This window comes from Microbacterium sp. GCM10027623 (assembly GCF_042666935.1).
GTDB lineage: Bacteria > Actinomycetota > Actinomycetes > Actinomycetales > Microbacteriaceae > Microbacterium.
This window is the reverse complement of record NZ_JBHTHE010000002.1, coordinates 786,040-800,504: the sequence shown is the minus strand read 5'-3', so window position 1 is coordinate 800,504 and position 14,465 is coordinate 786,040. Positions and strand designations below refer to the sequence as shown.

At 68.4% G+C, this 14,465-nt stretch carries 12 protein-coding genes; 5 read left to right on the top strand and 7 right to left on the bottom strand.

The window, feature by feature from the left end; translation table 11 throughout:
* Positions 1-9 precede the first annotated feature (9 nt).
* Positions 10-1,644: an ABC transporter substrate-binding protein gene (locus ACFQY2_RS11175; RefSeq protein ID WP_378745877.1), complete on the bottom strand. Its 1,635-nt coding sequence runs from the start codon at positions 1,642-1,644 to the stop codon at positions 10-12.
* Between the two features lie 164 nt (positions 1,645-1,808).
* Here ACFQY2_RS11175 and valS point away from each other — a divergent pair, with 164 nt between their 5' ends.
* Positions 1,809-4,397, top strand: a complete 2,589-nt coding sequence (gene valS / locus ACFQY2_RS11170; protein WP_378745875.1) for a valine--tRNA ligase — start codon at positions 1,809-1,811, stop codon at positions 4,395-4,397.
* Positions 4,397-4,612: a hypothetical protein gene (locus ACFQY2_RS11165; RefSeq protein ID WP_378745874.1), complete on the top strand. Its 216-nt coding sequence runs from the start codon at positions 4,397-4,399 to the stop codon at positions 4,610-4,612. Before valS ends, ACFQY2_RS11165 begins: the two co-directional genes overlap by 1 nt.
* Before the next feature lie 15 nt (positions 4,613-4,627).
* On the opposite strand, the gene ACFQY2_RS11160 is transcribed toward ACFQY2_RS11165, so the two are convergent.
* The gene (locus tag ACFQY2_RS11160) at positions 4,628-5,230 is read right to left on the bottom strand and encodes a TetR/AcrR family transcriptional regulator (protein WP_378745873.1); all 603 of its coding nucleotides are present in this window, start codon (positions 5,228-5,230) and stop codon (positions 4,628-4,630) included.
* Between the two features lie 73 nt (positions 5,231-5,303).
* Between ACFQY2_RS11160 and ACFQY2_RS11155 the strand changes: the two genes are divergently transcribed.
* Positions 5,304-6,743 carry an MDR family MFS transporter gene (locus ACFQY2_RS11155; RefSeq protein ID WP_378745872.1) on the top strand — a complete coding sequence of 480 codons (1,440 nt, stop codon included), beginning with the start codon at positions 5,304-5,306 and terminating at the stop codon, positions 6,741-6,743.
* A 121-nt stretch (positions 6,744-6,864) separates the two neighbouring features.
* Here ACFQY2_RS11155 and ACFQY2_RS11150 read toward each other — a convergent pair whose 3' ends face one another.
* From ACFQY2_RS11150 to tdh, 4 genes are all read right to left on the bottom strand, one after another.
* Positions 6,865-7,083 (bottom strand): hypothetical protein, encoded by a 219-nt coding sequence (locus ACFQY2_RS11150; protein WP_378745871.1) that lies wholly within the window; start codon positions 7,081-7,083, stop codon positions 6,865-6,867.
* Positions 7,080-7,694 carry a helix-turn-helix domain-containing protein gene (locus ACFQY2_RS11145; protein ID WP_378745870.1) on the bottom strand — a complete coding sequence of 205 codons (615 nt, stop codon included), beginning with the start codon at positions 7,692-7,694 and terminating at the stop codon, positions 7,080-7,082. Before ACFQY2_RS11145 ends, ACFQY2_RS11150 begins: the two co-directional genes overlap by 4 nt.
* A gap of 70 nt (positions 7,695-7,764) precedes the next feature.
* Positions 7,765-8,943, bottom strand: coding sequence for a glycine C-acetyltransferase (locus tag ACFQY2_RS11140; RefSeq protein ID WP_378745869.1), 1,179 nt, complete (start codon positions 8,941-8,943; stop codon positions 7,765-7,767).
* Positions 8,944-8,957: 14 nt separating this feature from the next.
* Positions 8,958-10,001 (bottom strand): L-threonine 3-dehydrogenase, encoded by a 1,044-nt coding sequence (gene tdh, locus ACFQY2_RS11135; protein WP_378745868.1) that lies wholly within the window; start codon positions 9,999-10,001, stop codon positions 8,958-8,960.
* An 89-nt stretch (positions 10,002-10,090) separates the two neighbouring features.
* Here tdh and ACFQY2_RS11130 point away from each other — a divergent pair, with 89 nt between their 5' ends.
* Together ACFQY2_RS11130 and ACFQY2_RS11125 are read left to right on the top strand one after the other, a co-directional pair.
* Positions 10,091-11,002: a LysR family transcriptional regulator gene (locus ACFQY2_RS11130; RefSeq protein WP_378745867.1), complete on the top strand. Its 912-nt coding sequence runs from the start codon at positions 10,091-10,093 to the stop codon at positions 11,000-11,002.
* Between the two features lie 34 nt (positions 11,003-11,036).
* Positions 11,037-13,082, top strand: coding sequence for a M3 family metallopeptidase (locus tag ACFQY2_RS11125; RefSeq protein WP_378745866.1), 2,046 nt, complete (start codon positions 11,037-11,039; stop codon positions 13,080-13,082).
* A gap of 89 nt (positions 13,083-13,171) precedes the next feature.
* On the opposite strand, the gene clpX is transcribed toward ACFQY2_RS11125, so the two are convergent.
* Entirely contained in the window at positions 13,172-14,440 is a 1,269-nt protein-coding gene (gene clpX, locus ACFQY2_RS11120) for an ATP-dependent Clp protease ATP-binding subunit ClpX (RefSeq protein WP_378745865.1), read from the bottom strand.
* Between the last annotated feature and the right edge of the window lie 25 nt (positions 14,441-14,465).

Sequence of the window (14,465 nt, the reverse complement as noted above, 5' to 3'; positions counted from 1 at the left end):
ACAAGGATGTCAGCCCGCGAGGCTCACGGCATAGAACAGCGGACGGCCGTAGAGGTCGTAGCTCAGGCCCTGCACGTCGGTCGCGGATGCCGTGATCTGCGAGGCGACGTACAACGGCACGATCGCCACGTGCTCGGCGTTCCACTGCTGGAGCTCGGTGTAGATCGCCGCCCGCTCAGCGGGGTCACTGGTCGCGAGGCCCTCGGCGAGCAGCTCGTCCACCTCCGGGTCGCTGACCTGCGAGGCGTTCTGGAAGCCGTCGGTGCCCAAGTGGCTGCGCAGCAGATCGGCATCCACGCCGGAGAAGTCCCAGTCGGTGAGGTCGTACGTCTTGGGTCCGTACTGCTCGTTGTACGCGGCGGGTTCGAGCGTCTCGCGGACGATCTCGAAGCCGACCTTCTTCAGGTCGGACTGGATCGCGTTGGCGAGCGCCGTGCGGTCGTCGGAGACGGGGGTCCAGGCGATCCAGCGCGCGGACAGGCGCTTGCCGTCCTTGACCCGGATGCCGTCCGCGCCCCGCTCGGTCCAGCCGGCTTCGTCCAGCAGCGTGTTCGCCTTGTCGGGGTCGAACGCCCAGGTGCCCTCGAGCGCCTTGTCGTAGCCGGGGGTGGTGGGGCCGAGGATGCTCCACGCGCGCGGGAACTGACCGAAGAAAATCTGCTCGACCGCGGCGTCCACGTCGATGGACAGCGCGAACGCCTCGCGCACCTTCTGGTCGGCGAACACGCCGTACTTCTCGTTCAGGAACAGCGAGTACGGCAGGCCCGGGTACTCCTTCGCGGCGACCGTGACGTCATCGCCGAGACCGGAGACGGCGTTCGGCGGCAGCTTGCTGGCCACCTGCGCCTCACCCGAGCTCAGCACACCGGCGCGCACCGACGCCTCGGGCAGGACCTCCACGCGCAGCGTCTTGATCTTCGGAGCCTTCGCGCCATCAGGACCCCACGTGTAGTCGTCGTTGCGGGTGAAGACGAGCTCCTGGTCGGCGGTGTACTCGCTGAGCACGAACGGCCCGGTGCCGATCGACACGTCCGGGCCGCCCGCCTTGAGCTGATCGGCCGAGGACTCCAGCACCTTCGGCGACCAGAAACCCAGCTGCGCGGTGCTCGCGGCCTGCAGGAACGGGGCGTACGGCTGCGTGAAGTCGACCTCGACCGTATGGTCGTCGATCACCTTCGTTCCGGCGTACAGGTCGCCGCCGAGCATGCTGGCCGCCTGCGCGGATTCGGTCTTCGGATCGATGATGCGGTCGAAGTTCGCCTTGACGGCCGCCGCGTCGAACGCGGTGCCGTCACTGAAGGTCACGTCATCGCGCAGCTCGAAGGTGTAGACCTTGCCGTCGTCCGACACCTTCCAGCTCGTGGCCAGCCAGGGCGAGAACGAGCCATCGGGCTCCTGGAACACCAGGGAGTCCAGCACCTGCCGCTGCACCATCGCCGACACGTCGAGCTGGCTGGTCTGAGGGTCCATGTGCCCGTTGGCGAGGTTCGCCCCCTCGATCGCCCACACCAGTTCGGCGTTCGGGTCGGACGCGCCGGCGCTGTCGCCGCCGTCCGAGGCCGGACCGGCGCAGGCGCTGAGCACCAGGACGGATGCTGCGGTGAGCGCGGCGAGCGAGAGCAGACGCACGGGGAGAGAAGGCATTCGGAGACCTCGAGAAGGTGCGGAAGGGGAACACCCCATCCTACCCGGCGATTCTTGGACGCGGTCGATCAAAACCGATCGGCGGGGCAGCCGATAGACTTCTCGGACAACCCACACTCAGGCACGCTCACACAGTGCCGCACACATCGCTCAAGGAGACCGACATGGCCGCGTCCGCATCGAACCAGATCCCCGACAAGCCTGTCCTCGAGGGCCTTGAAGCGAAGTGGGGTGAACGCTGGTCCGAGCAGGGCACCTTCCTCTTCGATCGCGCCGGCGCGTCGGCATCCGGTCGTGACGGCGTCTACTCCATCGACACCCCGCCGCCGACGGCATCCGGCAGCCTGCACATCGGTCACGTGTTCTCGTACACGCACACCGACATCAAGGCGCGTTTCGAGCGGATGCGCGGCAAGAAGGTGTTCTATCCGATGGGCTGGGACGACAACGGCCTGCCCACCGAGCGCCGCGTGCAGAACTACTACGGCGTGCGCTGCGACCCCTCGCTCCCCTACGATGCTGACTTCACGCCGCCGTTCGAGGGCGGCGACAACAAGTCCTCGCGCGCCGCCGACCAGGTGCCGATCAGCCGCCGCAACTTCATCGAGCTGTGCGAGAAGCTGACGCTCGAGGACGAGAAGCAGTTCGAAGCGCTGTTCCGCCAGCTCGGTCTCAGCGTGGACTGGACCCAGACGTACCGCACCATCTCCGACGACACCATTCGGCAGAGCCAGCTGGCGTTCCTGCGCGGGCTGGAGCGCGGTGAGGCGTACCAGTCGCTGGCGCCGACGCTGTGGGACATCGACTTCCGCTCCGCGATCGCTCAGGCCGAGCTCGAGGACCGCGAGCAGCAGGCCGCCTTTCACCGGCTGGCGTTCCACCGCTCCGACGGCTCGGGCGATATCCACATCGAGACCACCCGTCCCGAGCTGCTGGCCGCCTGCGTCGCCCTGGTCGCCCACCCGGACGACGAGCGCTACCAGGCCTCGTTCGGCACCACGGTGCGAACGCCGCTCTTCGACGTCGAGGTGCCCGTGCTCGCGCACCACCTCGCCCAGCCCGACAAGGGCTCCGGCATCGCGATGATCTGCACCTTCGGCGACGTGACCGACATCGTGTGGTGGCGGGAGCTGGATCTGCCCAACCGCACCATCCTCGGCAAGGACGGTCGCGTGCTGACCGATGCCCCTGAAGCGATCCGGACGGATGCAGGCAAGGCCGCGTACGCGCAGCTGGCCGGCAAGACCGTGTTCAGTGCCCGCAAGACCGTCGTGGAGCTGCTCGGTGAGTCGGGCGAGCTCGTCGAGGTGGGCAAGCCGTTCAGTCACGCGGTGAAGTTCTTCGAGAAGGGCGACCGCCCGCTGGAGATCGTCTCGACCCGCCAGTGGTACATCCGCAACGGAGCACGCGACCCGGAGCTGCGCGACCAGCTGCTCGAGAACGGCAAGCGGCTGTCGTGGCACCCCGACTTCATGCGTGTGCGCTACGAGAACTGGGTCGGCGGCCTCACCGGCGACTGGCTGGTCTCGCGTCAGCGCTTCTTCGGCGTGCCGATCCCGATCTGGTACGGCCTCGACGAGAACGGCGAGCGCGACTACGACCGCGTGCTCACCCCGGCTCACGACGCGCTGCCCATCGATCCGACCACCGATGTGCCGGCGGGCTACACCGAGGAGCAACGCGGCGTGCCCGGGGGCTTCGTCGCCGAGCAGGACATCTTCGACACGTGGGCGACCTCCTCCCTCACCCCGCAGCTCGCCGGCGGGTGGCAGCGCGACGAGGAGCTGTGGAACCTGGTCGCACCGTTCGACCTGCGCCCGCAGGGCCAGGACATCATCCGCACCTGGCTGTTCTCGACCATGCTCCGCTCGACCCTGGAGGATCAGCGGGCACCCTGGAGCAACGCCGCGATCTCCGGCTTCATCGTGGACCCCGACCGCAAGAAGATGTCCAAGTCCAAGGGGAACGTGGTCACCCCCGCCGACATCCTGGACAAGCACGGCTCGGACGCCGTGCGGTACTGGTCAGCGTCGAGCCGGCTGGGGATGGACGCGGCCTTCGACCCCCAGAACCCGACCCAGGTGAAGATCGGCCGCCGCCTGGCGATCAAGATCCTCAACGCGGCGAAGTTCGTGCTGTCCTTCCCTGTGCCCGAGGGCGCACAGATCACCCACGCGCTGGACGCCTCGATGCTCGCCACGCTGGACGCCGTGACGCGCGAGGCCACCGCCGCGTACGAGAACTACGACCAGGCCAAGGCGCTGGAGGTCACCGAGGCGTTCTTCTGGACCTTCTGCGACGACTACCTGGAACTCGTCAAGGAGCGGGCCTACGACCAGACGGATGTCGGACAGGCCTCCGCCGCCCTCGCGCTGCGCCTGGCGCTGTCGACGCTGCTGCGCCTGCTGGCCCCGATCGTGTCGTTCGCGACCGAGGAGGCTTGGTCCTGGTTCGAGGCGGGCTCGATCCACACGTCCGAGTGGCCGGAACCCCGGGGCTTCGACGGCGACCCGACCGTGCTCGCCGTCGCCAGCGAGGCGTTGATCGGCATCCGCCGGGCCAAGACCGAGGCCAAGGCATCGCAGAAGACGCCGGTCTCGAGCGCGACGATCGCGGCCCCTCCGGCCAAGGCGGATGCGCTGCGCGCCGCCGCCGATGACCTGCGGGCCGTCGGTCGGATCGCGGAGCTCACCGTCGTGGAAGGCGAGGACCTGTCCGTCACCGCGATCGAGCTCGCCCCGGTGGAGCAGTGATGCAGCTCGGAACGCGCTGGGCGGCCGGGACGCAGCCGCCGGCTTCGGTGCCGGCCGAGCTGCGCCCGGCGATCGCCGAGGTCGAGGATCGCGGACTGAAGGGCCACTGGACCCTCACGTGGCTGGAGGGCCGGCCCCTGGCCGAGCTGGATGCCGGGTGGGAGGTCCTGCTCACGGCATCCGGCGAGGTCGTCGCCCGCCCCTTCCAGGATTAGAGCCCGACTCTCCCGTCACGTCCTGTCGGGTCGCACAAGCGGCAGGAACACCTCATCGACGATCTCGTCGATGACCTCGTCCGTCAGCGGCGCCGCGTTGATGAGCATCTCGTGGCGGAACAGGTCGACCGCGACCGACCGCACCCGCGGGGTCAGCTTCGCGGCATCCGCCTCGCCTCGGGCGATCGCCCGCTCGAGGATGATGTCGAGGGGGCCACCGCCTCGCGGCCCCAGCGCGCGCTCGCGCACGTCGGCGAAGGTGCGACCCGAGTCGGCGTAGTAGGCACCCATGAAGACGCTCATCAGCGGCGCGATCGAGCCGCGCAGCAGATTCGATCGTCGCAGCGCCTCGATCATGTCCCCGCGCAGACTGCCGGTGTCTGGCGGTGTCATCTCGCGCCCCTGATTCAGGCCGTGCGTGATCGCCGCCTCCAGCAGGTCGTCGCGATCGGGCCAGCGACGATAGATCACCGAACGGCTGGTGCCGGCGCGTTCGGCGACCGCGTCGATCGTGAACGCGTTGTAGCCGCCCTCGACCAGCTGCGCCCAGCCGGCGGCCAGGATCGCGTCTTCCAGTTCCTGCCCCCGTCGACGTCTTCCGGGCTTCTCAAGATCCATTTGTGTATCTTATCCCATCGGCGTACACTTGCGACAGTAGATACACATCTGTATCTTATTTGAAGGAGTTCGCATGACTTCCACGTCCGCGCCCGCCGTCCCGCGCAGCGCCATCGTCTCGGCGCTGGTGCTGGTCACCGGGGGATTGGCCGTCATCTTCGACGGAACCATCATGAGCGTCGCGCTGGCGACGCTCGCCACCGACCTCGACGTGCCGGTGAGCACCATCCAGTGGGTGACCACCGCCTATCTGCTCGCCCTGGGCGTCGCCATCCCGATCGTCGGATGGGCGCAGGCTCGGCTCGGCGGCAAACGCCTGTGGATGATCGCGCTCACGATCTTCCTGGTCGCCTCGATCGCCTGCAGCCTGGCATGGGACGCCTCCAGCCTGATCGCGTTCCGCGTCGTACAGGGCATCGGCGGCGGTCTGATGATGCCTCTCATGGCGACCCTGGCTGTCCAGCAGGTCCCGGCCGGCGCCAGCCTCGGGCGCTTGATGGCGATGGTCAGCCTGCCGGCTGCGCTCGGGCCCATCATCGGTCCGAGCCTCGGCGGGTTCATCCTCACCTGGCTCGATTGGCACTGGATCTTCTGGGTGAACGTGCCGTTCTGCCTGATCGGTCTCGCTCTCGCGTGGCGACTCCTCCCCTCCGACCCCCCGCGTGGACGTCCGGCATTGGACTGGCTGGGTCTGGTGCTGATCGCGCCGGCGCTCGTCGGCATCCTGTACGGACTCTCCAACGTCAGCCAGGACGGCGGACTCTCGCGTGCCGACGTGTGGCTTCCTGCGGTCGCCGGGCTCATGCTCGCCGTGGCCTTCGTGTTCAGCCAGGTGCGTCGACGCACCGGGGCGCTGATCGACATGGGGCTGCTGAAACGGCGGACGGTGGCGACATCGGGCGCGATCCTGTTCCTGTCGGGAGCCGCACTCTACGGATCGATGCTGCTGCTGCCGCTCTACTTCCAGATCGTGCGCGGCACGGACGTGCTCACCGCGGCGCTCCTGCTGATCCCGCAGGGTGTGGGCGCCCTGCTCAGCCGGACGATCGCCGGACGGCTCACCGACTCGCTCGGCGCACGCTCCGTGGCAGTGGCCGGGTTCATCGTCATGGGACTCGGCACAGTCCCGTTCGCCGTCGCGGACGCCACCACGAACACGCTCTGGCTGATGGCCGCACTCGTGGTGCGCGGCTTCGGCATGGGCGGCGTTATGATTCCGATGATGTCGGTCGCGTTCGTCGGCCTCGAACGTGACGAGGTCCCGCACGCGAGCATCATCACGCGGCTCGCGCAGCAGCTCGGCGGCGCCTTCGGCACGGCGGTCCTCGCCGTCATACTCGAGGCGACCACTCGCGGTGCGACGGACATCACGGGCCTCGCGGCGGGATTCGACACCGCCTTCTGGTGGGCGGTCGGCTTCACCGTGGTCGCGGTGGGCGTCTGCCTCATCCTGCCGGGGCGCGCGAAGCCGGTCGCAGCGGAGGCTGCCGTCCCGGTCGGCGCGACGCGCTGAGCCACCCGTGCGCGCTCACCCCTTCACGTCGATCGTCGCCGCGGCGGAAGGGGGTGTCGCCGGGTGCTCGTCCACGGTGCGCGCGTTCGTCAGGCCGAGTGCCCGACGGTCGGCGAGCCGCTCAGCGCGGGCGCGAGCCCAGCGAGAGCAGCGCGATGTCGAGTGCACGCGGATCCTGCCGACGCGCCTGCTGTTCGCGCAGCACGTCGACCGCGATCTCGCGGCGCTCCGCGCGCAGGATGATGCGGTGGTCGACGTGGCGCGAGATCGCCTCGGCGAGTGCCTTGAGCCCGCGCTCGAAGGGGGTGGGGGCAGCGAGATGAAGCGTCGCACTGGTCATGATCGCTCCTTGTCGGTCGTGAGAGAGGCTCCCGTGGGGGAAAGGTCGAAGATCTCCGCACGCAGTGTCACGCGTCGCGCGCCCGGTCGGGACTCCTGCCCGGCGTAGCGCTCGATCGCTGCTTCCACCACATCGGAGAGCTGCTGCTTGACGTCCGCCATCTGCTCGGGGGTGATGTCGAGCATCGTCGTCATGATGAGGCCGGCGTCGCGCCACTCGTCCGGCTGTTCGGATTCGGGCCGGTTGACGTAGTCCATCAGAGCCTGATGACGCAGGCGCAGGAACTCCGCCGTGACGATCTGGGCGGCGGCCCGGCTCGATGGGGTCATCGTCTCCGCGGGGCCGGGCAGATTGATGCGCCCCTTGGGGCGCTCCCACCAGCGTTCTCTGGCCGTGCCCCGGTCGGGTACCTCACAGATGAGGTCCTGCGCGGCCAGAGCGCGCAGGTGATAGCTGGTGGCGCCCGAGGTCTCCCCGATCAGTGCCGCCAGGCTGCTGGCGGTCTGAGGGCCGCGCTCACTGAGCAGGTTGTAGATCCGCACCCGCAGCGGGTGCGCCAGCGCCTTGAGGGCACCCGGCTCCAGCGTGCGACCGTACTCGTTCTCCGTCATGCATGCAAAGATACTCTTGCAAAGAACTCTTTGCAAGCATTTCTTTGCAAATGTTTCCTTGCAGTCGGTCTCAGTCGACGAGGGCGCGGGCAGCCACGAACGCGGCCACGCAGCGCTCCACCTGTTCGGCCGTGTGTGCGGCCGAGAGCTGCACGCGGATGCGTGCGAGACCCCTCGGCACGACAGGGAAGCTGAAGGCCGTCACGTACACGCCGTGCTCCTGCATGGCCGCCGCGATCTCCGCGGTCTGAGCGGCGTCACCGAACATCACCGGCACGATCGGGTGCTCCCCCGGCAACAGATCGAACCCCTCCTCCGTCATCCGCGTGCGGAAGAGTGCGGCGTTCTCCTGCAGCTTCGCGCGCAGGTCCGCTGATCCTTCGACCAGGTCGAGAGCAGTGAGGGTTCCCGCGACGATCGACGGGGCGAGCGTGTTGGAGAACAGGTACGGGCGCGAGCGCTGGCGCAGCAGGGCGACGATGTCGCGGTGAGAGGCCACGTATCCGCCGGATGCGCCGCCGAGGGCCTTTCCGAACGTGCCGGTGTAGATGTCCACCCGGTCGGACACCCCGCACAGCTCGGGCGTGCCGCGCCCGTTCTTGCCGATGAAGCCGACCGCATGCGAGTCGTCGACGAACACGAGCGCGTCGTACTGCTCGGCCAGATCGCAGATCTCCTGCAGCGGCGCGATGTAGCCGTCCATCGAGAACACGCCGTCCGTGACGATCACCCGGAACCGCGCGTCAGCGGCATCCTTCAGCTGCTGTTCGAGATCGGCCATGTCGCGATTGCGGTAGCGCAGTCGGCGGGCCTTGGACAGCCGGATGCCGTCGATGATCGACGCATGGTTCAGTTCGTCCGAGATGATCGCGTCCTCGGCCGAGAACAGCGTCTCGAAGACCCCGCCGTTCGCGTCGAAGCACGAGGAGTAGAGGATCGCGTCCTCGGTGCCGAGGAATGCCGACAGCCGACGCTCGAGCTGCAGGTGCTGCTCCTGCGTGCCGCAGATGAAGCGCACGCTGGCCATGCCGTAGCCCCACTCGTCCAGCGCGGTCTTCGCGGCATCCAGGATCCGCGGATCATCCGCGAGACCCAGGTAGTTGTTCGCGCAGAAGTTCAGCACCTCGGCACCGTCCGCGGTGATCTGCGCGCGCTGCGGCCCGTGGATGCCCCGCTCGTACTTGGTGAGGCCGGCCGCCTCGATGCCGGCGAGCTCGTCCGCCACATGCGTCTGGAATGTCGTGTACATATCGGGTCCGCCTTCTACAGTTCTGTCCAGTCGAGGATGATCTTGCCCGTGCCCGCCGACTCCGCGGCGGCGAAGCCCTTCTCCCAGTCGCGCGCCGGGAGGACCTCGGCGACGACGCGGCTGATCGCGTCGCGCAGTGTGGCGCTGGTCTGCAGCATCGCGCCCATGGCATTCCAGGTCTCGAACATCTCACGGCCGTAGATGCCCTTGATGGTGAGCATGTGCGTGACCAGCTTGCCCCAGTCGATGCCGAAGCTCGAGCTCGGCAGCCCGAGCATCGCGATGCGTCCGCCGTGGTTCATGTTGTCGATCATGGCGGGGAGAGCCTTCGGTGCGCCGCTCATCTCGAAGCCGATGTCGAATCCCTCGCGCATGCCCAGGGCGACCTGCGCCTCGCGCACGTCGTGCTGGGAGACGTCGATGATCTGATCTGCTCCCATGGTCAGTGCCATCTCCAGACGCGACGCGCTGACGTCGGTCGCGGTGATGAATCGCGCGCCGGCGTGCCGGGCGACGGCGATCGCCATCAGGCCGATCGGGCCGCACCCGGTGACCAGGACGTCCTCGCCGACGAGCGGGTACGTCAGGGCGGTGTGCACGGCATTGCCGAGCGGGTCGAAGATCGCGCCGAGCTCGGGGATGACGTCCTCGTGGTGCACCCAGACATTGGTGGCGGGCAGTGAGACGAGCTCGGCGAAGGCGCCGTCGCGCTGCACACCGAGCCCGATCGTGCGGATGCACATCTGGCGCCGTCCTGCGCGGCAGTTGCGGCACGTTCCGCAGACGATGTGTCCTTCGCCCGAGACGCGGTCGCCGACGGCGATGTCGCGCACGAGCGGTCCGATCTCCACCACCTCGCCGTAGAACTCATGGCCGGGGACGAGAGGGGCGACCACCGCGGAGGCCGCCCAGTCGTCCCAGCGGCGGATGTGCAGGTCGGTGCCGCAGATGCCGGTGCGGAGCACCCGGATGACCACGTCAGCCGCGCCGGCGACCGGATCGGGCCGGTCGACGAGCTCCAGCCCGGCGGCTGCGGCGGGCTTGAACAGTGCCTTCATGATTCGATCTGACCGCACTCGACCGTGTAGAGCAATCACCGCTTCCTGCATCATCCGTTTAGTCAGCACTTATGTGTAGGATCGCGGACGTGGAGCTCCATCAGCTGCAGATCCTGCGTGAGCTCGGCGCGCTGGGCAGCGTGACCGCCGTCGCCGAAGCGCTGCGGGTCACTCCGTCGGCTGTCTCTCAGCAGCTGGCGGCACTGCAGCGCGGATTCCGCACACCGCTGACGCGCAAGCAGGGTCGCACGCTGACGCTCACCGCGGCCGGAGAGGTCCTGGCGGCATCCGGCGGAGAGGCCATCGACGCGATGGCCGCGGCCCGCAACGCGCTGGACGCCTTCGAGCACGACGTCACCGGCTCGGTCACGGTGAGCGGCTTCCACAGCGCAGGCCAGGCACTGTTCGGCCCGCTACTGCGGGAGCTGTCCGCGTCGCAGCCTGCTCCCACCGTGCACCTCACCGACGAAGACGTCGCGCAGAGCGATTTCCCCGCGCTCACCGCGCGCTACGATCTGGTGCTGGCCCATCGGATGGACCACTCCGCGCCGTGGCCGAGCAGCGGCATCCGCAGTCTCACGCTGGTGCGCGAGCCGCTGGACGTCGCTGTGGCCGCCACGCACCCGCTCGCCTCCCGGCGGTCCCTCTCCCCCGCAGACGTCGCGGGAGAGAGCTGGGTGACCAGCCGCATCGGCTACTCGCCCGACGACGTCCTCCGGGCGATCGCCGCGGTCGCGAACCAGCCGGTGCAGGTGCGGCACCGGATCAACGACTACGGGGCGGTCGCGGCGGTCGTGGCGACCGGCGATGCCATCGGGATGCTGCCCCGCTACACCTCGCGCAGCGTGGACGACCGCGACATCGTGCGCCTGCCGCTGCGCGGGGTGAACACACTGCGTGCCATCGACGTGCTGGCGCGTCCCGAGCACCTGCGCCGCCGGTCGGTGCGGCAGGTGATCGAGTCGCTGCAGCGGGTGATGGCGCGCCTGAGCAGCAGCTGAGGGCACCGTACGCGGACACGTCTAGGCTCAGGGGATGGCCGAGAATCCGTTGCTGTCCCCGTCCGCACTCCCCTACGGACTGCCCGATTTCGCGGCGATCCGCCCCGAGCACTACCTCCCGGCGTTCCGGCAGGCCTTCGAGGAGCACCTGCGTGAGGTGCGCGCGATCACGTCCGTGCGATCAGCGCCCACCTTCGAGAACACGCTCGTGGCGCTGGAGCGCAGCGGTGAACTGCTCGACCGGGTGGCGCACGCGTTCTACACGGTCAGTTCCGCGGATGCGACACCGGAGATCCAGGAGATCGACGAGCAGCTCGCGCCGCTGATGGCCGCACATGAGGATGCGATCCGGCTGGACGCGCAGCTGTATCAGCGGGTCTCGCAGGTGCACGCGCAGCTCGACGAGCTGGCGCTGAATGCCGAGCAGCGCTATCTGGTCGAACGGCATCACCGCGAGATGACCCACGCCGGAGCCGCGCTCGCCGACGAAGCGAAGGCGCGTCTCACCGAGCTGAACAAGCGGCTGTCGACGCTGAGCACTGTCTTCGAGAAGAACCTCCTGAACGACACGAACGACCTCGCGGTGCTGTTCGACGACGAGGCCGAGCTCGACGGTCTCACGGCGGGCGAGCTCAGCGCCGCGGCCAGAGCGGCATCCGACCGCGGCGAGAAGGGCGGGTTCCTCGTGAACCTACCGCTGTTCAGCGGGCACCCGTACCTCGCCTCTCTGACAGTCCGCGAGAGTCGTCGGCGCATCCTCGAGGCCTCACTGTCGCGCGGTTCCCGCGGGAACGCCAACGACAACGGCGTCGTGCTGACGGAGATCGTGCGTCTGCGCGCCGAGCGCGCCGCTCTGCTCGGCTACCCATCCCATGCCGCGTATGTCACGGCCGATGAGACCGCGGGCAGTCCCGAAGCAGTGGAGCGGATGCTGCGCGACCTGGCCGTTCCGTCCGCGCGCAACGCCGAGCAGGAGCGCGTGGCCCTGCAGCAGATCATCGACGTCTCCGAGACCGACCCGTTCCCGCTGCAGGCGCACGACTGGGCGTACTACACGGAGAAGGTGCGCCAGGACCGCTACGACATCGACGCCACCGCCCTCCGGCCGTGGTTCGAGGCCGAGCGGGTGCTGCGCGACGGCGTCTTCTTCGCCGCGAGCAGGCTGTACGGGGTGACGTTCACCGAGCGCGAGGACCTGGTGGCCTACCATCCCGGGGCGCGCGTGTTCGAAGTGCACGACGCCGACGGGTCCGCGGTGGGGCTGTACGTACTCGACCTGTACACCCGCGACTCCAAGCGCGGCGGGGCGTGGATGAACCCGATCGTCAGCCAGTCCGCGCTGCGGGGCACCCTGCCGGTCGTCGTCAACAACCTCAACGTGTCGCAGCCGGGAGACGGGCAGCCGACGCTGCTCACCCTCGACGAGGTCACCACGTTGTTCCATGAGTTCGGGCACGCCCTGCACGGGCTGTTCGCCCGGGTCTCCTATCCGCATTTCGCTGGCACGAACGTCTTCCGCGACTTCGTGGAGTTCCCGAGCCAGGTCAACGAGATGTGGATCCTGTGGAGCGAGGTGCTCGACAACTACGCCCGCCATCATGAGACGGGCGAGCCGCTGGATGCCGGCGTCGTCGAGCGTCTGCGCGCCACCGAGACGTTCGACCAGGGGCATGCGACCAGCGAGTACCTGGCTGCGGCGTGGCTGGATCAGGCCTGGCACCGGGTCGGCTCCGAGGCCGCGATCGATGACGTCGCCGGCTTCGAGGCGGCAGCACTCGCCGACATCGGCCTGCTGAACCCGCTCGTACCGACCCGCTATTCGTCGACATACTTCGCGCACGTGTTCTCCGGCGGTTACAGCGCGGGCTACTACTCGTACATCTGGAGCGAGGTGCTCGACGCCGACACCGTCGAGTGGTTCCGCGAGAACGGCGGCCTCACCCGCGAGAACGGCGATCGCTTCCGTGACCGTCTGCTGGGCGTGGGCGGGTCGAAGGACCCGCTGGAGGCCTACCGCGACTTCCGCGGCCGGGATGCCGAGATCGCCCCGCTGCTGAAGAGGCGCGGGCTGGACAGCTGACCGGCATCCGCCGCAGAAACGCTCGACTCCGCAGATCCTGCTCGGATATCTGCGGAGTCGTGCGTTTCTGCGCGCTTGTGCTGTGAGGCTCAGGCGCTCTTGCGCTTGCGGGCGAGCACGACTGTGGGCGGGGCGCCCTCGTCGACCGCTGCCTTGGTCACGACGACCTTGGTGACGTCGTCGGCCGAGGGGATCTCGAACATGATCGGCCCCAGCACGTCCTCGAGGATCGCGCGCAGGCCCCGGGCGCCGGTCTTGCGCAGCACCGCGAGGTCGGCGATGGAGCGCAGCGCGTCCTCGTCGAACTCCAGCTGCACCCCGTCGATCTCGAACATGCGCTGATACTGCTTGACCAGGGCGTTGCGGGGACCGGTGAGGATCTCGATGAGCGCGTCCTGGTCCAGCGGCGACACCGAGGTGACGACGGGGAGGCGACCGATGAACTCCGGGATCAGACCGAACTTGTGCAGGTCCTCCGGGAGCACCTCGCTGAACAGGTCGAGATCCTTGCCCTTGTCGTGCAGCGGGGCGCCGAAGCCGACGCCGTGCTTGCCGACGCGCGCGGAGATGATGTCCTCCAGACCGGCGAACGCGCCCGCCACGATGAACAGCACGTTCGTCGTGTCGATCTGCAGGAACTCCTGGTGCGGATGCTTGCGACCGCCCTGCGGAGGAACGGAGGCCACCGTGCCCTCGAGGATCTTCAGCAGCGCCTGCTGCACGCCCTCGCCGGACACGTCGCGCGTGATCGAGGGATTCTCGGCCTTCCGGGCGATCTTGTCGATCTCGTCGATGTAGATGATGCCGGTCTCGGCGCGCTTGGTGTCGTAGTCGGCCGCCTGAAGCAGTTTCAGCAGGATGTTCTCGACATCCTCGCCGACGTAGCCGGCCTCGGTGAGGGCGGTGGCATCGGCGACCGCGAACGGCACGTTGAGCCGTTTCGCGAGCGTCTGCGCGAGATATGTCTTCCCGGTTCCGGTCGGGCCGAGCATGAGGATGTTGCTCTTGGCGACCTCCACCTCTTCGGCCCGCTGCTCGGCGGACTGGATGGTGCCGCGTGCGCGCACCCGCTTGTAGTGGTTGTACACGGCGACGGAGAGCGAGCGCTTCGCGTCATCCTGACCGACCACGTACTCCTCGAGGAAGGCGAAGATCTCCCGCGGCTTGGGCAGCTCGAAGTCGGCGACGGGGCCTCCCCCGGCCTCGGCCATCCGCTCCTCGATGATCTCGTTGCACAGCTCGACGCACTCGTCGCAGATGTACACGCCGGGGCCGGCGATCAGCTGCTGCACCTGCTTCTGGCTCTTCCCGCAGAAAGAGCATTTGAACAGGTCGGCGCTCTCACCGATGCGTGCCATGCGCGTCCTCCTCGAAGCGAGCGGC